An 18,067-nucleotide genomic window follows, 5' to 3' on the forward strand; every position below is an offset into this window, starting at 1 on the left:
ATCCGGCCCCCACCGATATCTACACTCTCATTTTCGTCGGCTGCGTCTGTTGTTTATAAGAGACCGGGAATCAGTCTAGGGCCTAGCCTGCTGTGCGCTTTTATTAACCTCCGGCGTTTAATAAAGGCGCACAGCAATATAGCCTCAGCGCATGCGCGAACTCTTGGTGATCGGTATCGGTGCGGGTGATCCCGACCAGGTGACTGTTCAGGCGATCAAGGCCATGAACAGGGCCGATACCTTCTTCATCATCGGAAAGGGTGACGAGAAGCAGGCTCTGGTCGACCTGCGAACCGGCATCCTCGACGAGCACGTTCATCTCGACTACAAGGTGGTCGAGATCACGGACCCACCGCGGGACCGAACCCCGACCGATTACGAAGGTGTCGTCGAGGACTGGCACGAGCGCAGGGCAGCGAAATTCGAAGCGGAATTCGCGGCCGAACCCGGAGTGGGCGCGATTCTCGTCTGGGGTGACCCTTCCCTCTACGACAGCACTCTGCGGATCGTCGAGCGCGTGCTCGCTCGCGGGAGAGTGTCGTTCGACTACTCCGTCATCCCGGGGATCACGAGTGTGCAGTCGTTGGCTGCACAACACCGGATCGTCCTGAACCGCATCGGTGAACCCATCCACATCACGACCGGCCGCAAACTGGCCGAGGGATTACCTGACGGAGTGGACAACGCCGTCGTGATGCTCGACGCGCATTGCACGTTCACTCAGGTGGCCGAAGACGACGCCGAGATCTGGTGGGGTGCGTACCTCGGAACCTCGGACGAGGAGTTGATTTCCGGCAAACTGCGCGACGTCGAAGATCGGATCGTCGCGCGTCGGGCGGAGCTGCGAGAGAAGCACGGCTGGATCATGGATACGTACCTCGTTCGGCGCTGACGACCGGCCACAGATTGCGTCGTCGATCCTGCGCTCTTGATCCCGAATGACGGTCTGCGCACCTATGATCTGCGCATGACATCGTTCGGGCAGGATCGACGGCAGTCGATTCTGCCCGCACCGCGTGGCCGTGAAAAATCAGCGGTGAAGTCGGCTCTGGATCTTCTCGCCCAGTGGTATCGGAACCCTGATCGATTCGACAGTTTCAATCGATACCTCGCCGCGAAGGGCCTGGAGCTAGCTGTCCGATTGCTGGTTGTCAGCTCCCTGACGACGGTCATCATCGCGATGACTCTGTTGCGCTTCAGCGATGCGGGCGTTCACAACCACGTCACCAGTGTCGTCAACGCCGTGATCATCGCCGTCACGGTCGCGGTGATCGTGCTCTTCTGTCTCTTACCCGAAATCACACGTCGGTGGTCGTATTTCTTTGTCGTCTACTGCGAGGTCGGCGTCTTCGTCGGTGTATTCCTGAACAGCGATCCGTTCATCGGGTTGATCCAGTGTGTGCTCTTCGCGCTGATCGGCGGTTACATCGCTTACTTCCACAATGCGAGACTCCAAGCAGTTCACATCGCGCTGTCCATCGTGGTTCTGGCACTCGTCGGGCGAAAGGTCGCGGACTACGCGGACCCTGCGTTGGCCACTGCACTGTGTCTGATCATCGCCACCGCGATCGTCGTCGTGCCGTTTGCATGCCAGTTCGTCCTCTCACTTCTCGGATCCGACGCCGAAAGTTCGGATGTCGATCCGTTGACCGGCCTCCTGAATCGGCGCGGGCTGCAGCGAGCAGTAGTCGAGTTGGGGGCAACGGGACATGCGTCGAGCAAATCGTCTTATGTCGTCGCGATTGTCGATGTCGATTCGTTCAAGAGCGTCAACGACTCGCACGGGCACGAAGAAGGCGATCTTGTACTTCGTCAGATTGCTGATCGACTGCGGTGGTGTGGCAGCGAAAACGCACTCTTCGCCAGGTTCGGTGGGGACGAGTTCGTGTTGGTCGACATGATAGACACCGGTGCAGCGCCTGCATTCGAAGACAAGCTGCGGAGGCACTTGCGAATCGACGATCGTGATCCGGCAGTGACGACCAGTGTCGGAGTGGCGATCACCTCTGCTCAATGGTCGGCGATCATTTCCGACGAGGAGTTGACGGAACTGTTTCGAGTAGCCGACACCTCGATGTACCGAGCGAAGGCCGGCGGCGGCAATCAGGTTGTGATGTGCGAAGAAAAACCGTGATATTTGTCTGATTGCGGGGAGTTGACTGGATTACCCTGACCTCATGGGAACAACCGGGGGTGCAGAGCGTTCGGACGTCGTCGCGTCGCAACGACCGCTCTCGGGTCCAGCATTTCGGATGATCTCTTCGCAACTCGTCGATTGGTATCAGCGGCCGGATCAATTCGATACTTTCAATCGCTACCTTGCGGACAAGGGGCTGACCATCGCTTCACGTTTTCTGGTCGTCTCCTCGTTGGTGCTGGTCACGGTCATCATGTTCTTGACTCGATTCAGTGCACAGGGGCCGACGAGCGCGCATGCGCGCACTGCGAATCTGGTGATCATCGTCGTAACTGTGATGATGGTCCTTGTTCTCTCGACGAAGCGCAATCTGTCTCGCTCGTGGTCATACGCCTTCGTGCTCTATTCAGAAGTGGGAATTGCCGCAGCAATGCTGTTGTACTCCAATCCACTTGCGGCATTGGCGCATGCAGTGATGTTCTCCGTGATCGGCGGTTACATCGCGTTCTTTCACAATGCTCGACTTCAGAGCCTGCACATGTTGTGGGTGTTCGTCGTAGTCATCGGGATCGTGACACGCATTGCCATTGTCGAGAACTATTCCGATATTCCGGTTCTTCTCGCGCTGGTTGTTCTAGTGGGTGCAGCGATCTACGTGATTCCCTTTGCCTGTCAGTTCATACTCTCGATCCTCAGTACCGATGCGCTGAATTCGCAATTGGACCCGCTGACCGGATTGCTGAACAGAAGGGGGCTGGCAGACGAAGTACGGCTCTTACTCGAGCGCTCGCACAAGCACTCGACTCTCTTGGTTGTCGCCGCGGTCGACATCAATCGATTCAAAGCGATCAACGACGAGTACGGGCACAGCGTCGGCGATGCGGTGATCGAAAAAGTCGGATCGCGACTGGTCGACAGCGCCGGACCGACGGCGTTGATCGCACGGATCGGGGGCGACGAGTTTGTAATCGTCGATTCGGTCGATCAACGCTCGGTCGATCGACTCGCGCACGAACTTCGGCGTCCGACGATCACCTCGCCCGATCATCCACCGGTGGCGATAAGCGTCGGAATCGCGAAAGTGGCAGGGCCTTTCGACTCGGTTGACGATGCGTTGGTCGCCTACCCGACTCTGCTGCGGCGAGCGGATCGGGCGATGTACGCCGCGAAGGCGCGAGGTGGGCACTCGGTGGTTCTGCAGACTGAAACCGGCTGAGCGCGCTGTGAGTGTCCGTGGTCGGCGCTAGTCTGTTGCCATGCCTGAACTACCCGAGGTGGAAGCACTGGCAGGGTTCCTTCGTCAGCACGCGGTCGGCGCAGTGGTAGGACGCGTCGACATCGCCGCACTGAGTGTGCTCAAGACCTTCGATCCGCCGATCACGGCCTTGCAGGGGCGTGACGTGACGGGCGCCGCCCGCTTCGGAAAGCATCTGGCGCTGGACTGCGACGGGTTGTGGTTGGTCACGCATCTCTCCCGTGCCGGTTGGATGCGGTGGCTCGACAATCCGTCGGCAGCACCGCCGAAGCCTGGCAAGGGGCCGTTGGCGCTACGCGTTCATTTCTTCACACCCGAAGGGTTGACGCCGGCGTTCGATCTCACCGAAGCAGGTACCAAGAAGCGCCTGGCAGTCTGGGTGGTCAGCGATCCGCAAGAGGTTCCAGGCATCGCGCGATTGGGGCCGGACGCGATGGCTGTGACGGAAGCGGAGTTCGCAGAAATTCTGGGCGGCACGTCGGCCCGGATCAAGAACTCGATAGTTGATCAGTCGCTGATCGCCGGTATCGGTAACGCCTATTCGGACGAGATCCTCCATACCGCGAAGCTCTCGCCCTTCGCGACGTCGTCGCGCCTGACTCCGGAGCAGATTTCGACGCTGTACACCGTGATGCGATCCACGCTGGCCGATGCGGTCGAGCGTTCCGAGGGTCAGGACGCGGCCCGACTCAAGGGTGAGAAACGCTCGGGGATGCAAGTACACGCGCGCACAGGACTTCCCTGCCCGGTGTGCGGTGACGTCGTACGCGAAGTGTCGTTCGCAGAACGCTCTTTTCAGTACTGCGCGACGTGCCAGACGGGTGGTAAGCCATTGGCGGACAGGCGAATGTCGAAATTACTCAAGTAGCGAACTGCGCCGCGAGCAGTTCGACGAACTCTCGGGCGAGGGCAGACGAATGGGTGGGTTCGGTTATTGCGTGGACGATCCGATGCGGTGCATCGGTGATCGGAATGCAGATCAGTTCGGGATGTAGGGCGCTCATGGACTGGGGGAGCAGGCCGACGCCCAAACCGTTGGCGGTCAGTGAACAGATCAGGTCTACGGAGTTGGCTTCGAGAGTTTTTCCGCGTGGGACCTGTGATTCGGCGAAGGCCTGGTCGGTTTGGACACGGGCCTCGCTGCCCGAGGCGAAGTCCACGAGAGTGTGATCTCGTAGGTCTTCGAGCCTGATCGACGAGGCCTGGGCAAAGGGATGGTCGGGAGCGACAAACGCTGCGGTCGGTTCACTCCACAACGGTGCCGCGGCAAAGCTCTTGGGTAGGCGGCCGGCGGCCAATCCGACAATGCCGACGTCGATCGCGCCGGACCGAACTCCCTCGATCACTACTTCACTGCCGTAGGGCCGCGCGGTGATGTTGATGGCGGGATGCCGCCGTGTCAGATCTGCCAGCGCGCGGCCGACGTCGACGCGTCCTGCCGAGGTGATGGTGCCTACCGTCAGCCGCACCTGCTCGTTGCTCCGAGCCGAGACATCGCTGACCAGTCTCGACATGGCGCCGAGTACCTCGCGGGAGCGCGCAACAAAAACCTCGCCGGCAGCAGTCAGGCCCACGTTGCGACTGTTCCGGTTGAACAGTTCTACTCCCAGTTCCTTTTCGAGGTCTCTGATCTGGGCGCTCAGGGCGGACTGGGAAACGTGCAACCGCGCGGCAGCCCGGCTGAAGTGTCTGTCTTCCGCGACGGCAAGGGCGTAGCGAATGTGACGTAGTTCCATATCACCAATCTATCGTTTTCAGCGATAGATCATGCGTATCCATCTATTGGACGCACGACGGTGTGGAGGGTCATGCTTGGCGACATGATTTCAAGCGACGCGCGTCCGAGGCTCGGACTACCGACAGTGCTGCTGATGGCTGCAGCGACGGGCCTGTGCGCGGGCGGTAACTATTTCAATCAGCCACTCCTCGATTCCATCGCGAATCACTTGAATGTGTCGGCCTCGACCGCAGCCGCGACGGTGACCATTGCGCAGGTCGCGTATGCACTCGGATTGATACTCCTGGTTCCGGTGGGCGACATGGTGGACCGACGCAAGCTGACGGTAGGGCTCATGCTGCTGGCGGCGACCGGTCAAGCGGTCAGCGGATTTGCGCCGAACTTTGCCACGCTGGCAGTGGGAATCGCAGTCGCTGGAGTCTTTTCGGTCGCCGCGCAGGTACTGATCCCGTTTGCCGCCTCACTGGCCGAGCCTGAGAGGTCCGGTCAGGTGGTCGGCACGATCATGAGCGGACTACTGATCGGAATCCTGTTGGCGCGCAGCGTTGCCGGCGTGCTCTCCGGACTGGGAGGTTGGTCGACGGTATACAAGGTGGCGGCGGTGCTGATGGTGGGAATGGCCGTGGCATTGTGGCGATCTCTGCCTTCCGATTCCGCAGATCGCCCGAAGGCCGGTTACGGTGCCACGCTTGCTTCGGTAGGAAGGTTGGCTGCGACGTTGCCGCGACTGAGAACTCGATCGGCTATGGGCGGGTTGGCCTTTGCTGCTGTCAGCACTGTTTTCACAACCATGGCCTTTCTGCTCTCCGACGAATTCGGCTACAGCGACACTCAAATCGGCCTCGTCGGACTTCTCGGTGTGGCAGGAGCGTTGATGGCGACAGTGGCAGGCAGACTGGCCGATCGGGGATTGGGTCAGGTGGCAACCGGCGGCGCCATTGCGATTCTGTTGGTCTCGTGGCTTCCCTTTGTCGCCGGTGCCGCGCACATAGTGTGGTTTCTTGTTGCCATCGTTCTTGCCGATCTCGCGCTGCAGGGAGTACACGTCAGTAACCAGAATGTGATCTACGCCCTTGTCCCCGAGGCACGTTCGCGTGTGAACTCCGTGTACATGACTACCTACTTCGTCGGTGCTGCCGTGGGTTCGGCAGTGGGATCAGTGGTGTGGAAGTCGTACGGCTGGAACGGAGTATGCATCGCCGGGTTGGTCTTCTCCCTTGCAACGGCGTTGGTGTGGATGCACGATCGCCGCCTGGAGACGGCTGAACTGCGAATCCCGGAATCCCCTGTCGCGGTGGGATAGGCAGCCACCTTCTCGATTCCAGCACCTTTCAGATCCCTGCACCTTCTCAGATTTCGGCACCGTCCACCAGGATCTTGCCGACGCGTTCGGGATAGAACGACACGTGGTCGTCGATCCCGGACGCTTCGGCGGTGGTGAACGGATAGAACCACGCCAGATCGTCGATCGGTGCGAGTTCGCTTGTGCCGGTGAAGGACAGATACGACGCGGTGCCCTTATACGGGCAAGCAGTGGTGGTCGGGGACGCGACAAAGTACTCGCTGCGGACGTCGATTCTCGGAATGTAATAGCGGGTAGGCAGGCCGGTTTCGAAGAGCAGTCGGGGTCGTGTCGTCTCGGCGACCAGTACGTCGCCGACAAAAACCTCGACGTGCCGGGACGAGGGGAGTGCGTCGATACGTACGTATGGATCGCGGGCGTGGACAAAGACCTGTTGATCTTCTTCGAACCAGGCGTCCATGCGATCCCAGTAGAACGCGACGTACTCACTCAGGTCCAGGGAACCGTCGAACTGTTGAGGGTAGGACCAGACGGCGTCCTCGGCGCGGCGATCCCCGATCTCGATAGTCCAATATGTGGCGTCACCCTTCCACAGGCAATGGGTGGTCGTCGACGTCGGGACGAGGAATTCGTTGCGAACGTCGGTGAGGGGGATGTAGTACATCGGCAGGCGGCCGCGTTCGAACAGATACACCGAACGAGTGGTGTCAGCGACGGCGTGACCAGCGAAGAATGCTCGAATTCGGCGGGGGTTCGGCTCGAGTGCGATCCGCCCGTTGGAAGCTTTGACCTGTGTGTCTTCTGCGTGAGTCAGTGCTGTGGACATTCGTGAATGCTCCTGAGATTTGGCAGGTTGTCCTTCCCATCCTGCGCCCGGCAGCAGCTATTTGACAGGGTGGAGCCGAAATACGCGGATCTGGCGCCCGAATGCTCGATCGGCGTAGGTTTCGTACGGCGGCCACGCGGTGGTCGCGAGCGTCCACAGTTTCTTACGCGTGGCGCCCTCCGCCAGGGTTGCACCGACCTGAATTTCGACGCCCTTCACCGTCACGATCGCAGTGGGGTTGGCCATCAAATTGAGTGTCCACGCTGGATGCGTATCCTGCCCCCAGTTGGATCCGACGACGACGAACGCATCGCCGTCGGGTGCGTACAGGAGTGGCGTGGTGCGAGAACGGCCGGTCTTTCGGCCCGTCGTGGTGAGCAGCAGCTGAGTCACGGTGTTCTCTCCGACCAGCGAGAGCTTGCCTCCCGACACTCTCTGCACTGCTCGATCGAGCGGAACCAGATCCTTACCGAGATCCGAGAACCATTGTGTATGGCCGACATTGCGCATCAATGACCGGTAGATATTGCGCATCGGACCCCTCGCATTCTCGGCACTGTTTCGAGGCTGGTGCACCTCGACTCGAAAGAGTCTGCCACGTCAGGTCACAGATACCTGAGTCCCAAGGTCCCGAAAAGAATGAAGCGGTCGGCCGAATTCGGTTTTGGTGGAGTGGAATTGGGGCAAATCTCTGAAACCGCCCGTTTTTGGTCGGTGGATGTTCGCTGGAAGGTCAGGCCTCCGAAGTCAAGACGTCGGGCTCGAGCCATTCGACACCGAGCAATTCGGACAGCGACCGCAGTCCGGATCGATCGCCCCCTTTCAGGCCGGTCACGGAATTGAGATTGCGCAACATGACCGTGGCGACGTCCTCTTCCTTGGTGCCCACGCCGAAGGGTATTACCCACGGGCACGTTTGGTAGTCGCGATGTGACCGACCGAATGTCTGTTCTGCCGCGATTCCTGAGTATCGCGGTTGATGAAAGATCCCCGTCCGTGGCATCGAGGATGCGTGAGAGCCGTCCGGGAGCGCTTCGTTGGCATGGAGCGAAATCGAGGTTGTGACATTGAAGACGACGACGGGTGCGTCCCCGCGTTGAAATCGCAGACGCTGGCCCTCCTTGTCCGCTACCGAACCGAACAGTTTCGCGACCGAGATTCCGGCGTCTTCGATCATCTCGACCAGCGGATCGCCTGCCGTGGAGACGAACTCGACGGCCACCAACACCTGCTTGCCTGCCTTGACCTGGGCTTGCGCCCACTGAGCTGTCGACTCGGCACGGATCATTCCCGCCTTCTGCCGATAGCGGAGAACCAGCGCACGACCCCGAGCAATGTTGCGGCTCTTACGGGCCAAGCCCATCTCGTACGCGTACTCGGCCCACTCCGTCTCGTACTCGGCGCGCTGGGCATGCGTGAGGTCGATCGGCATACCGTCCAGTGGAACGGGTCCCCACGGCGTCGGTCGATGAATCATCAAGGGCGGTTTACTGTTCGACATCCACCCTCGTACGGTCTCGAGCGCCTGGGATTGCAGTGTCGGTGATTCCTTCGCCTCAGCGCTCCACGTCCACTTCCCGTAGGACTTGTCCAGCGGAAGACCGGACTCGACAAGCCTGGCGCCGAGGTCCGACCAGTATTCGGAGGGCTCCGAATGCAGCTGCGCAAAAAGTGGTGCCAGGTAACGCTGATCGGCTGGAGTATGTCCCGGAGTTGCTGTCACGGACAGGACGAAGGGCGCCTGGTCGTGCGCATTCGAAAAGCGCGCAACCTTCTCGAAAGCAGCGGTGCGCTGTGTGTCGTTGCTGTACAGCTGCGCCTCGTCCGCAATCACCACACCGAACGTGTACTTGGGACGCCCGTTTCGTGCGATCAGTTTCTTCAATTGGTCAGGCGACATGATCAGCCAACGGAAGCCGCCGTCGCCCACCGAGGCGATGGAATAGCGCCAATGCGGAATGGTGATCTGTGCCGGTCGATCGACGAGGACGAGGATGTTGGTTTCGCCGCGCTCTTCGGCAATCGTCTTGGCAGCCATCACCGCGATGAGCGTTTTACCCAGGCCGGCATTGTCTGCCAACAGAAATCCGCGTTTACCGGCGCGAGCAGCGTCGACGACGGCGCTCGCCCCCGAAACCTGCTCGGGCCGAGGAATTTTGGGTGCAGCAACGGGACGTTCGCCGGTGCTGTCATTGATGTCGTCCTCGACCCACTGCTGATACGAGAAGGGGAGTGCCTTGAATGGAGCGAGTTCTACGGGCAACTCCGTACCGACCCACGCGTAGCTCTTCCATTTCTTGACGAACTGCGCACCAGGCGCCGGCGTACGAAAGGGAACGTCGAGGAGCCAGACTCTCTCACCAGGGCCGGCAGTCGGCACATCCGGCATCGTCGCGCGTGAGCTCTTCTTTGCGACAGCCTTCTTCGGGGCGGTCTTTCTGGTCGTGTTCCTCTTGGGTGCAGCCTTCTTCGGTGCAGCCTTCTTTGCGGCAGCCTTGCGTGCCGTGGTTGCTTTGCGTGGTGGCATCAGGCGGTTTCTGCTGTGAGGAATTCACGCAGCGTGAGCGCAGGCCGGCCGACAAGGTCCTCCACGGTGCCCGTGATCAGCGACAATTCACCCTGCGCGATTGCGGTGTACGTCGATACCCACGCGTCGAGTTCCCAGGCCGGTGCGTTGTACGACGCCCGTGATTCGTAAGCTTCCTCGACAGTTTCCTCGACGTACGTGGTCTGCTTGCCCGTGACTTCAGTGATGATGCTCGCAGCCTCGGAGAGCGTCAGCGCCTCCCGTCCGGTCAGGTTGTACGTCTGTCCGACATGGGAATCCAGATCCTTCAGGACCGAGACAGCGACGGCAGCAATGTCGGATCGCGCTACAGCGCCCACGAGACCGTTTCCTGCGGGGCCCCGGATCACACCGTCTTCGCCGGCGAGAGCGGGTAGGAAATCGAGGTAGAAGCTGTCGCGCAGGAAGGTGAATGCGAGTCCGGAAGCACGGATGTGTTCTTCGGTGACCCAGTGATCGCGCGCGAGCGTGAACGTTGCGTCCGGAGCGGCGCCGAGGAAAGACGTGTACACGATGTGCCTGACCCCGGCCGCCGCTGCGGCGTCGACGAAGGTGCGATGCTGATCCAGGCGATCTGCGCTTTCGGCCGCCGACACCATGAAAAGGGTGTCGATTCCCGCCAAAGCCGCCAGCGCGCGCTCGCGATCCCCGTATGTGGTCTCGGCGGAATCGGCACCGGCGAGCTGCGGTAATCGATTGACCGAGCGTGCGATCAGCCGCTGCGGGACACCGGCGTCGGCCAACGACGCGGCCACCAGGCCGCCGATATGACCGGTAGCGCCGGTGACGGCGATCCTCGCAGACCGTGAATCTACGGACATGGTGCCCCTCCTTCGGTCGGTGTGCATTCCATCTTGCCGGAACCCACCCCCACGTCAGGTCACGACGCGACGATTACACCGCGAGCCACCGACAACGCATCGGACAGTGCAGTCCTGGTGTTGTCGTCGAGGGGCAGCAGGGGCCGGCGGGGAAGGCCGGCGTCGACGCCGAGAAATTCCAATCCGGCTTTGACCGTCGACGGCAGTCCGCGACTGATGAGGACCTTCAGTAGTGGCTCGATCTGTTCGAACACAGCGGCGGCACCCGACCGCTCACCGGATTCGAGTAGACGCCAGAAGTGCACCACCTGCCCTGGGGCCAGACACGGGGCTGCCGTGCACCATCCGCGTGCACCGGCAGAGAAAGATTGCAGTGCAAGAGGATTGCTGCCGTTGAAAAAGGGGATCGTGCCACCGCTCAGTTCGTTGATGCGGTTCATCCGGGTGATATCGCCGGTGGATTCCTTGATCATCGTGATGCCGTCGACGGTGGAGACGAGATCGACGAGAAACTCCGGCGACATGTCGATACCGGTGGTGGCCGGATTGTTGTAGATCATCGTCGGAATGTCGACGGAATCGGCTACCGCAGTGACGTGTTCACGAATCTCCTGCTCACCCAGATGCCAGTACGACGTGGGAAGGATCATGACTGCGTCGGCGCCGGCGTCTGCCGCGATCGATGCTCGGCGAAGTGCTCCCGCCGTCGTCAGGTCCGATACGCCGACGACGGTGGGGACTCGGCGGTCGACGTAGTCGAGGGTCTCCCGGGCGACTGTCTCCCATTCCGCGTCGTCGAGATAGGCGCTCTCGCCGGTACTGCCGAGCGGAGCTATCGCGTCGACACCACTGCCGATCATGTTGTCGAGGAGCGTGTGTAGCGGCTTGGAATCGAACGCTCCGGTATCGCGGTCGAACGGGGTGATGGGATAGGCGACGATTCCCTTGATGGTGCTGCTCATGAGATTCTCTGTTCTGTTGGTGAGAAACGAAATTCAGTTGGTCAGCGTGTCTGGGTGATTGCGGAGAGCGCGGCGGGCGTAGTACGCGAAGTTCGCCTCGCTGCGCCGAGGAGTCAGCGTCCAATCGTGTGCCTCTTTCGCCAGGCGAGGCGGTAGCGGCTTGATGTCGCCGGCAGCCATCGCCAGCAACTGCAGCCGCGCGGCCCGCTCGATCAGATGTCCGAGGGAGCATGCCTCTTCGACCGTGTTGCCGACGACGAGTTGGCCGTGGTGGGCGAGCAGAATTGCCCGCTTGTCGCCGAGTGCAGCCGAAATGATCTCGCCCTCCTCGTTTCCCACAGGAACTCCGGGCCAGTCGGCAAGAAATGCGCAATCGTCGTAGAGGGGTGCGATGTCCATTTGGGACACGACGAGGGGAATTTCGAGCATCGACAACGCCGTCGCGTGCAATGGGTGCGTGTGGACGATGCAGTTGACGTCGGGTCGGGCGCGGTAGATCCAGCTGTGGAACCTGTTGGCGGGGTTCGGCATTCCCTCCCCGTCCAGAACCTCGAGATCCTCGTTGACAAGCAGGAGGTTGTCCTCGGTGATCTCGTCGAACCCGAGGCCGAGTCGCTGGGTGACAAACGTGCCGGGCTGCTCACCGCGGGCGGAGATCTGGCCGGCAAGGCCGGAATCGTGGCCGGCCTCCGACAGCGCCCTGCAGGTCAACGCGATTTTCTGTCGAAGGGTCCAACTACCTGTGGTTACTTCGGTGAGCATCTTCGTCTCGGCGGTGGCCATGAGTTCTTGCTTGCTCGCATGCATCGTGTCGGTCATGGGGTGTGCCTTTCTCGGGACCCAGGAGTAGATGACATTCAGTCACCTACAGGACACAAAGTGTCATATAGGACGGAATTGCGCAACCCTGCGTTCGTATGGTGCTGGTCATCGCAGGTCAATGTGTTGGTAGGGTGATGACACAAAGTCTCGTGAGGGGAATCGAATGGCAGCGTTTCTGCGGACACATCGGCGTCGTGCCGGTCTGACGCTCGAGGGCCTGGCCGAGCAGACCGGGCTGACGAAGAGCTATCTCTCCAAGGTCGAGCGGGGTATCAGTACCCCGTCGATCGCGGTGGCACTCAAGATTGCGCGTGTGCTCGATGCCGATGTGGGGCAACTGTTCTCGGACAGTATGGAGGGAAATGCCATGACGATCGTGCGCGCGAAGGACCGCGTGATCGACCCGGCCACCTCCGTGCAGTCTTCCGTCTACGATCCGATCGCGCCCTCACTGGTCGGAAAGGCCATGCAGCCGTTCGTGGTTCATCCGTCCTCGGTGATGGGTCCCAAGTTCATGGACCACACGGGAGAGGAGTTCGTGTTCGTGCACTCCGGATCTGTGGAATTCGAAATCCCCGGTCAGACGATGCACCTCGACGCCGGCGACAGTTTGTACTTCGACGCGAATACGCCGCACCGGATGCGGTCGGTGTCGGCGGATCGTGCGGTGGTGCTGGTTGTCGTCTACGACAAGCCTTCGGCTGGATCACCCAGCGGTGACTCGCTGGAAACGCACTGCGGGGTGAGCAGATGACGCTCGGGACCGATACGACACTCACGCTGCTCGCGGCGGGTCTGATCTTCCTGCTCTCCCTGTGCCTGGGCATCTGGAAATACCAACAGATGGCTACCTCGGACAATCACCTCGCCCATCCGTATGTCGACATCGCACACCGCGCAGCACTGATGTACTCGTTTGCAACGCTGTTGATCGCGGTGTTCGTCGAACTCAGTGCGTGGCCGACGTGGATCAACTTGACCAGCGCAGGAGTGGTCGTATTCTTCTTTCTTGCAGCGATATTCAGCTACATCGCTCACGGTGCGATGAAAGACACCGACAACCAGTTCGAGTCCGCCGGTCCGCCCCTGCACCTCGGAATGTTCCTGCTGATTCTCGGAGAGGTCGGCGGATTCGCCGTCCTACTCGCAGGTTTCGTGAAAGGCCAGTTTTTCTGATCGGGCTTCAACGCCTGTGCTCGTAGCCGATCCAGGCCCGTCGACGCTCACCCATCGGGTCGTCCTCCACCCGGGACGTCTCGTCGAAGATCATCGTTTGCCGCTCCGGAACGGAGTAGACGGGCCATTCCCGGTCCGGCACTCCGTGGCGGGCGAAGTGGATCCAGTGGCGCTGCATGGTGGAGGTCACCGCGGTCAGTCCGCGGCGACCTCCGACTGCGGTCAAGGCCGTCGTGAGTGCATCCGAACGCCCGAAGACCGCAAGCAATTCGGTGGCGTGGGTAGCGCCCATGCCGACGAGTCGGAGCAGTCGCGGCGCAAAGTCGTAGCGGTAACTGTAGGTCGGAGCCACCTGGCAGTGGCCCTGGGCGCACAGTATCGCCGGTTCCCAGAAAGTGATGTCGCCGCCGAGATCTGCGGCAGCAAACCGGTGTGGATACGTGGGATAGGCCGCAAGCGCGCGTTCTTTCACGTCCGGCGGAGTGTGGGAGAACATCTTCTCGATCCGAATCGGATTTGTAGGCAAGATGTCGAGAACGCGCGGAAAAATCCGCCCCTCATGGAGATTCGAACCGACCAGCAACGGGACGGGGTGGGCTTTTCCCGCTGCGAACACGTCGAGCGGGTGTTCGGGAAGGACATCGTCACCCACTACGGGAGCAAATGCCCGCGTTCCGGGTTCTTCGTCGGCGCCGCGGCGCGCAAGTTCTTCGCCGGAATCCACCAGGTCCTTCACCGAAGCGGAGCGCAGCCACGATGCCGGATCGGTATCCGGGGCCTGTGCGATCTCGAGGAACTCGCGTGCCCAGCGGTGCGCTCGCTCTTTTCCGTATGCGGAAGCGGCCGGCGGACTTTGCGCGATGGCCCGGGCGAACAGCCCTCGTGCCGCCGGCGTTGCCATCAATGTGGTGACCGCGTTGGCGCCGGACGATTCACCGAAGACGGTGACGGCGTTCGGGTCGCCACCGAAAGCGGCGATGTTGCGTTGGACCCACGCCAGTGCCGCGATCTGATCACGCAATCCGAGATTCGCCTCGAATGGTTGCTCAGCAGTGGAGTATTCGCTGAAATCGAGGTAACCCAAGGCGCCCAGTCGATACTGGACAGAGACGTAGACGATGTCGCCTCGCTCGACCAGGGTCGTTCCGCGGTACATGGGCGTCGACGGATTCCCACCGTTGTACGCGCCGCCGTGAATGAAGACCATGACCGGTCGCAGCGAATCAGAAGGTAGCCGAGGGGCCACGACGTTCACGAACAGAGAGTTCTCGTCGAAGTTGCTCTTGCGCTGCGGAGACGGAGAGCCGAATGCTTCCGCCGGGCGGACACCATTCCAAGCCTCGACATGCTGTGGTGCGCGAAATCTCCAAGGACCGATCGGGGCCGCTGCGTAGGGGATTGCTCGCCAGGTGCGCAGTCCTCGATCGAGGCGGCCGCGCACGATTCCGGAATCGAGAGTGATCTCGAGAGGGCTCGTCACGGTAGAGGGATGTCGGTGCCGTGGCTGCGGTAACCGCTGTATCCCGCCCAGGCCAAGCGTTGTTCGCGTCTGGGATCGTTCTCGACGCGCACGATCTGGTCGAAGATCATGGTCCGACGCTCCTGCGCGTCGTAGCGCGGCCACGATCCGCGCGGCGAGCCGTGCTCGGCGAAGTGAAGCCAGTGTCCCTGAACGGATTCGGTGACTGCGCGCAGTCCGCGTCGACCACCGGGAAGAGTGAGGCCGCGCCCGATCACCGTGTCACCGATACCGAAGACTGCGAACATCTCGAATCCGTGGGTGGCGTCGAGGCCGAGCCAACGCATCATCGTCGGCGCGAAGTCGAATCGGTAGGCGTACGTCGGCGCCGATTGTGCGTGGGCTTGCATCAACTCCACGGACGGGTGCCAGAACGTGACGTCGCCGCCGACGTCGATCGCGGACTGCTCGTCCGGATAACCGGGATAGGTTGCGAGGATGCGTTTCCCGGCTTCGGGATCGGTGAGGGCGAACATGGTGTCGATGCGCGACGGGTTGGTCGGGAGTGCGTCGAGCACTTTCGGGAACAGCGTTCCCTCTCGTCTGTTGGTTCCGATGATCATCGGAACCTGGTGTGCCGATCCCTCTTTGAATGCGTCCAAGGGGGAGCGCGGAAGGAAGTCGCCGTCGACGACCGGTCCGAAGGGATGTAGTCCAGGTGTGTTCGCGAGTACTTCGGCGCCCAGTCGGCTTCCGGCTCGGCCCAATTCGACGGCTGTCGCCGAGGTCAGGGCTTTCGCGGGAGGTAGACCGGAATTGAGGATCTCGACGAAACGCGCACCCCAGGCGTGTGATCGCTGAGTGCTCGAGACCAGATCCGGAGCCGAACTTTCGGCGATAGCCCCGGCGAAGAGTCCCTTGGCGGCCGGAGTGGCCATCAGGGTGGTGACGGCAGTGGCTCCGGCGGATTCACCGAAAATCGTGACTTTGTCGGGATCCCCACCGAAGGCGGCGATGTTGCGTTGCACCCACTGCAGCGCCGCGACCTGATCGCGCAGTCCGAGGTTGGAGTCGAATACGCGCTCGGATGTGGAGAACGGGGTGAAATCGAGGTAGCCCAGAGCGCCGAGCCGGTAGTTGATCGAGACGTAGACGACATCGCCGCGTTCGACGAGGGACACGCCGGAGTACAGGCCGGTGGCGGAGGTTCCGATGGTGTTGGCCCCGCCGTGGATGAAAACCATGACGGGACGCGGAGTATTTCCGGTGTTCGCCGGACCGAGCACGTTGAGCGTCAGGCAGTCTTCGCTGCTGGGCTGGTACTTCCCGGGCGCGAGCAGCAGCCCCTTCTTGTGCTGGACAGACGCGTCGCCGAATCTGGTCGCGTCGCGTTCTCCGGACCACGGCGTGACCGGCTGGGGTCGCGTCAGACGCAGTGTTCCGACCGGCGGCCGGGCGTAGGGAATTCCGCGCCAGGCACGAAGTTTTCCCACCCGGCGGCCGCGCAGAATGCCGTCGGCCGTGGTCACAAGTATGTCGGACGCCATGTCGCGACTATACGTACTTCGGGATCGCGTCAGCGGCGAGCCTCCAGCAATCGAAGCCAGACCTCACTGACCGTCGGATACGAGGGCACCGCATGCCACAGAGTTTCCAGTGGTACGGCGCCGACCACCGCGATTGTCGCCGCATGCACCAGTTCGGATACCTCGGGCCCGGCGAAGGTAGCGCCGAGGATCACGTCGGTGGCCTTGTCGATCACCAACTTCGCGCGTCCCGAGTAGTCGTCACGCAGCAGTGAAGATCCAGCGACGGCGAATTCGATCTCGACGACTTCGACGTCGTAACTGTCGTCGCGAGCTTTCTTCTCGGTGCGTCCCACCCAGGCGATCTCGGGTGAGGTGAATACCACCTGGGGAACTTGCCCGTTGTCTGACGACGCCGTGTATCGAGGTCCGCGCAGTCCCCGACTCTCGGCTCGCGCTGCGATGACGTCTCCGCACACTCTCGCTTGATACTTGCCCATGTGTGTCAGGGGTGAACGGCCGTTGATGTCGCCGACTGCGTAGAGCCACTCACCTTGGGCACAGAGGTGGTCGTCGGTGGTGACGTACTTGCCGTCCTCGAGGCCGATGGCGGACAAGCCGAGATCGGCAGAGGTCGGACCGCGGCCCGCCGCGACGATGACCTCGTCGACCTCGATCACGCCGGAAGAGGTCTCGATGCTGACGGGTCCTCCGTGGATGTGGCCTTCGCCGGTGTCCTTGGCATCGGGGCGTGAGACCGAGTTGACGTCAGTGCTCAGTCGAACATCCACACCGCGGGCGCCGAGTGCTTCGGCAACCATCGTTCCGGCAAACGGTTCTGCTGATTTCAACAGGGCATCGCCCCTCACGAGCAGCGTCACGTGAGCGCCGAACGACGACAACCACGTTGCGCACTCCGTTGCGACCACTCCGCCGCCGATGACCGCCACTCGCGAGGGAACCTCGTGCAGGTTGGTCGCATCGCGCGAGGTCCACGGGAGCGCCTCGCGCAATCCCGGTGTCTTCGGGACGGTGGCAGTTGTGCCCGTAGCGAGTACGACTGCCTGGCGGGCGCGGAGCTTACGGGTCCCGTCGACGGTCACTGCTCGCTCGCCGTCGATCACTCCGTGGCCTTTGATCACGGTGATGCCCACCGAGGTTGCCCAGTCGACCTGGGACGAATCGTCGTGGTTGTGGGTGAACGAGTCGCGCCGTTTCAGGACGGCCTCGACGTCCAGCGGTCCGGCCGGGATCCCGGGCAAGGCGTCGGCCGCTTCGAGGACCTGCCCTGGACGCAGTAACGCCTTGCTGGGCATACAGGCCCAATACGAGCATTCACCGCCGACCAGTTCGTGTTCCACGATTGCGGCGGTGCGATTGCTGCCGGCGATGGCGTATGCGGCGGCGTTCTCACCAGCGGGCCCACCGCCGATCACGATGACATCGAATTCGTCGGTCATGGCTCCACGGTATGCC

The 18,067-nt window shown here is 61.6% G+C and carries 17 protein-coding genes; 7 read left to right on the plus strand and 10 right to left on the minus strand.

Features of this window, described 5'->3' with window-relative positions; translation table 11 throughout:
* Positions 1–151 precede the first annotated feature (151 nt).
* The 4 genes from cobF (at position 152) to ACFWAD_RS10690 (ending at position 4,260) form a co-directional block, all read left to right on the plus strand.
* Positions 152–892 (plus strand): precorrin-6A synthase (deacetylating), encoded by a 741-nt coding sequence (gene cobF, locus ACFWAD_RS10675; protein WP_378543465.1) that lies wholly within the window; start codon positions 152–154, stop codon positions 890–892.
* Between the two features lie 75 nt (positions 893–967).
* Positions 968–2,134, plus strand: coding sequence for a diguanylate cyclase (locus tag ACFWAD_RS10680; RefSeq protein WP_378532549.1), 1,167 nt, complete (start codon positions 968–970; stop codon positions 2,132–2,134).
* Positions 2,135–2,177: 43 nt separating this feature from the next.
* Positions 2,178–3,353, plus strand: coding sequence for a diguanylate cyclase domain-containing protein (locus ACFWAD_RS10685; RefSeq protein ID WP_378543468.1), 1,176 nt, complete (start codon positions 2,178–2,180; stop codon positions 3,351–3,353).
* Positions 3,354–3,393: 40 nt separating this feature from the next.
* Positions 3,394–4,260, plus strand: coding sequence for an Fpg/Nei family DNA glycosylase (locus tag ACFWAD_RS10690; protein WP_378532554.1), 867 nt, complete (start codon positions 3,394–3,396; stop codon positions 4,258–4,260).
* On the opposite strand, the gene ACFWAD_RS10695 is transcribed toward ACFWAD_RS10690, so the two are convergent.
* Positions 4,253–5,128: a LysR family transcriptional regulator gene (locus ACFWAD_RS10695; RefSeq protein ID WP_378446383.1), complete on the minus strand. Its 876-nt coding sequence runs from the start codon at positions 5,126–5,128 to the stop codon at positions 4,253–4,255. The genes ACFWAD_RS10690 and ACFWAD_RS10695 overlap by 8 nt on opposite strands.
* Positions 5,129–5,200: 72 nt before the next feature.
* Between ACFWAD_RS10695 and ACFWAD_RS10700 the strand changes: the two genes are divergently transcribed.
* Positions 5,201–6,433: an MFS transporter gene (locus ACFWAD_RS10700; protein ID WP_378543471.1), complete on the plus strand. Its 1,233-nt coding sequence runs from the start codon at positions 5,201–5,203 to the stop codon at positions 6,431–6,433.
* 46 nt (positions 6,434–6,479) lie between these two features.
* Here ACFWAD_RS10700 and ACFWAD_RS10705 read toward each other — a convergent pair whose 3' ends face one another.
* The 6 genes from ACFWAD_RS10705 to ACFWAD_RS10730 form a co-directional block, all read right to left on the minus strand.
* Complete coding sequence (locus tag ACFWAD_RS10705) at positions 6,480–7,259, minus strand: DUF427 domain-containing protein (protein WP_378543474.1); 780 nt, start codon at positions 7,257–7,259, stop codon at positions 6,480–6,482.
* Between the two features lie 57 nt (positions 7,260–7,316).
* Positions 7,317–7,793, minus strand: coding sequence for a nitroreductase/quinone reductase family protein (locus ACFWAD_RS10710; protein WP_378543477.1), 477 nt, complete (start codon positions 7,791–7,793; stop codon positions 7,317–7,319).
* Between the two features lie 199 nt (positions 7,794–7,992).
* Complete coding sequence (locus ACFWAD_RS10715; protein WP_378543480.1) at positions 7,993–9,786, minus strand: DEAD/DEAH box helicase family protein; 1,794 nt, start codon at positions 9,784–9,786, stop codon at positions 7,993–7,995.
* The gene (locus ACFWAD_RS10720) at positions 9,786–10,646 is read right to left on the minus strand and encodes an SDR family oxidoreductase (RefSeq protein WP_378543483.1); all 861 of its coding nucleotides are present in this window, start codon (positions 10,644–10,646) and stop codon (positions 9,786–9,788) included. Before ACFWAD_RS10720 ends, ACFWAD_RS10715 begins: the two co-directional genes overlap by 1 nt.
* Before the next feature lie 59 nt (positions 10,647–10,705).
* On the minus strand, positions 10,706–11,608 hold the full coding sequence (locus ACFWAD_RS10725) for a dihydrodipicolinate synthase family protein (protein WP_378543486.1): 903 nt from the start codon (positions 11,606–11,608) through the stop codon (positions 10,706–10,708).
* 33 nt (positions 11,609–11,641) lie between these two features.
* Positions 11,642–12,427, minus strand: coding sequence for an aldolase (locus ACFWAD_RS10730; RefSeq protein ID WP_378532569.1), 786 nt, complete (start codon positions 12,425–12,427; stop codon positions 11,642–11,644).
* A gap of 166 nt (positions 12,428–12,593) precedes the next feature.
* On the opposite strand from ACFWAD_RS10730, the gene ACFWAD_RS10735 reads away from it, so the two are divergent.
* Positions 12,594–13,184, plus strand: a complete 591-nt coding sequence (locus ACFWAD_RS10735) for a helix-turn-helix domain-containing protein (RefSeq protein WP_378532571.1) — start codon at positions 12,594–12,596, stop codon at positions 13,182–13,184.
* On the plus strand, positions 13,181–13,606 hold the full coding sequence (locus tag ACFWAD_RS10740) for a hypothetical protein (protein ID WP_378543491.1): 426 nt from the start codon (positions 13,181–13,183) through the stop codon (positions 13,604–13,606). The genes ACFWAD_RS10735 and ACFWAD_RS10740 overlap by 4 nt, the downstream gene beginning before the upstream one ends.
* Before the next feature lie 7 nt (positions 13,607–13,613).
* Here ACFWAD_RS10740 and ACFWAD_RS10745 read toward each other — a convergent pair whose 3' ends face one another.
* The 3 genes from ACFWAD_RS10745 to ACFWAD_RS10755 are packed head-to-tail and all read right to left on the minus strand — an operon-like array spanning position 13,614 to position 18,051.
* Complete coding sequence (locus ACFWAD_RS10745) at positions 13,614–15,086, minus strand: carboxylesterase/lipase family protein (protein ID WP_378543494.1); 1,473 nt, start codon at positions 15,084–15,086, stop codon at positions 13,614–13,616.
* Positions 15,083–16,612 carry a carboxylesterase/lipase family protein gene (locus ACFWAD_RS10750; protein WP_378543497.1) on the minus strand — a complete coding sequence of 510 codons (1,530 nt, stop codon included), beginning with the start codon at positions 16,610–16,612 and terminating at the stop codon, positions 15,083–15,085. Before ACFWAD_RS10750 ends, ACFWAD_RS10745 begins: the two co-directional genes overlap by 4 nt.
* 29 nt (positions 16,613–16,641) lie before the next feature.
* Complete coding sequence (locus ACFWAD_RS10755) at positions 16,642–18,051, minus strand: dihydrolipoyl dehydrogenase family protein (protein ID WP_378543500.1); 1,410 nt, start codon at positions 18,049–18,051, stop codon at positions 16,642–16,644.
* Between the last annotated feature and the right edge of the window lie 16 nt (positions 18,052–18,067).

Origin of the sequence: Rhodococcus sp. NPDC059969 (assembly GCF_042738325.1) — a bacterium.
GTDB lineage: Bacteria > Actinomycetota > Actinomycetes > Mycobacteriales > Mycobacteriaceae > Rhodococcus_F.

Bases quoted from the DNA above. Each gene is read 5' to 3' on its own strand.
- ACFWAD_RS10690 (WP_378532554.1), top strand. From the start codon at position 3,394: ATGCCTGAACTACCCGAGGTGGAAGCACTGGCAGGGTTCCTTCGTCAG.
- ACFWAD_RS10750 (WP_378543497.1), bottom strand. From the start codon at position 16,612: ATGGCGTCCGACATACTTGTGACCACGGCCGACGGCATTCTGCGCGGC.
- ACFWAD_RS10740 (WP_378543491.1), top strand. From the start codon at position 13,181: ATGACGCTCGGGACCGATACGACACTCACGCTGCTCGCGGCGGGTCTG.
- ACFWAD_RS10735 (WP_378532571.1), top strand. From the start codon at position 12,594: ATGGCAGCGTTTCTGCGGACACATCGGCGTCGTGCCGGTCTGACGCTC.
- ACFWAD_RS10730 (WP_378532569.1), bottom strand. From the start codon at position 12,427: ATGACCGACACGATGCATGCGAGCAAGCAAGAACTCATGGCCACCGCC.
- ACFWAD_RS10715 (WP_378543480.1), bottom strand. From the start codon at position 9,786: ATGCCACCACGCAAAGCAACCACGGCACGCAAGGCTGCCGCAAAGAAG.
- ACFWAD_RS10695 (WP_378446383.1), bottom strand. From the start codon at position 5,128: ATGGAACTACGTCACATTCGCTACGCCCTTGCCGTCGCGGAAGACAGA.
- ACFWAD_RS10680 (WP_378532549.1), top strand. From the start codon at position 968: ATGACATCGTTCGGGCAGGATCGACGGCAGTCGATTCTGCCCGCACCG.
- ACFWAD_RS10755 (WP_378543500.1), bottom strand. From the start codon at position 18,051: ATGACCGACGAATTCGATGTCATCGTGATCGGCGGTGGGCCCGCTGGT.
- ACFWAD_RS10685 (WP_378543468.1), top strand. From the start codon at position 2,178: ATGGGAACAACCGGGGGTGCAGAGCGTTCGGACGTCGTCGCGTCGCAA.
- ACFWAD_RS10710 (WP_378543477.1), bottom strand. From the start codon at position 7,793: ATGCGCAATATCTACCGGTCATTGATGCGCAATGTCGGCCATACACAA.
- ACFWAD_RS10725 (WP_378543486.1), bottom strand. From the start codon at position 11,608: ATGAGCAGCACCATCAAGGGAATCGTCGCCTATCCCATCACCCCGTTC.
- cobF (WP_378543465.1), top strand. From the start codon at position 152: ATGCGCGAACTCTTGGTGATCGGTATCGGTGCGGGTGATCCCGACCAG.
- ACFWAD_RS10720 (WP_378543483.1), bottom strand. From the start codon at position 10,646: ATGTCCGTAGATTCACGGTCTGCGAGGATCGCCGTCACCGGCGCTACC.
- ACFWAD_RS10705 (WP_378543474.1), bottom strand. From the start codon at position 7,259: ATGTCCACAGCACTGACTCACGCAGAAGACACACAGGTCAAAGCTTCC.
- ACFWAD_RS10700 (WP_378543471.1), top strand. From the start codon at position 5,201: ATGCTTGGCGACATGATTTCAAGCGACGCGCGTCCGAGGCTCGGACTA.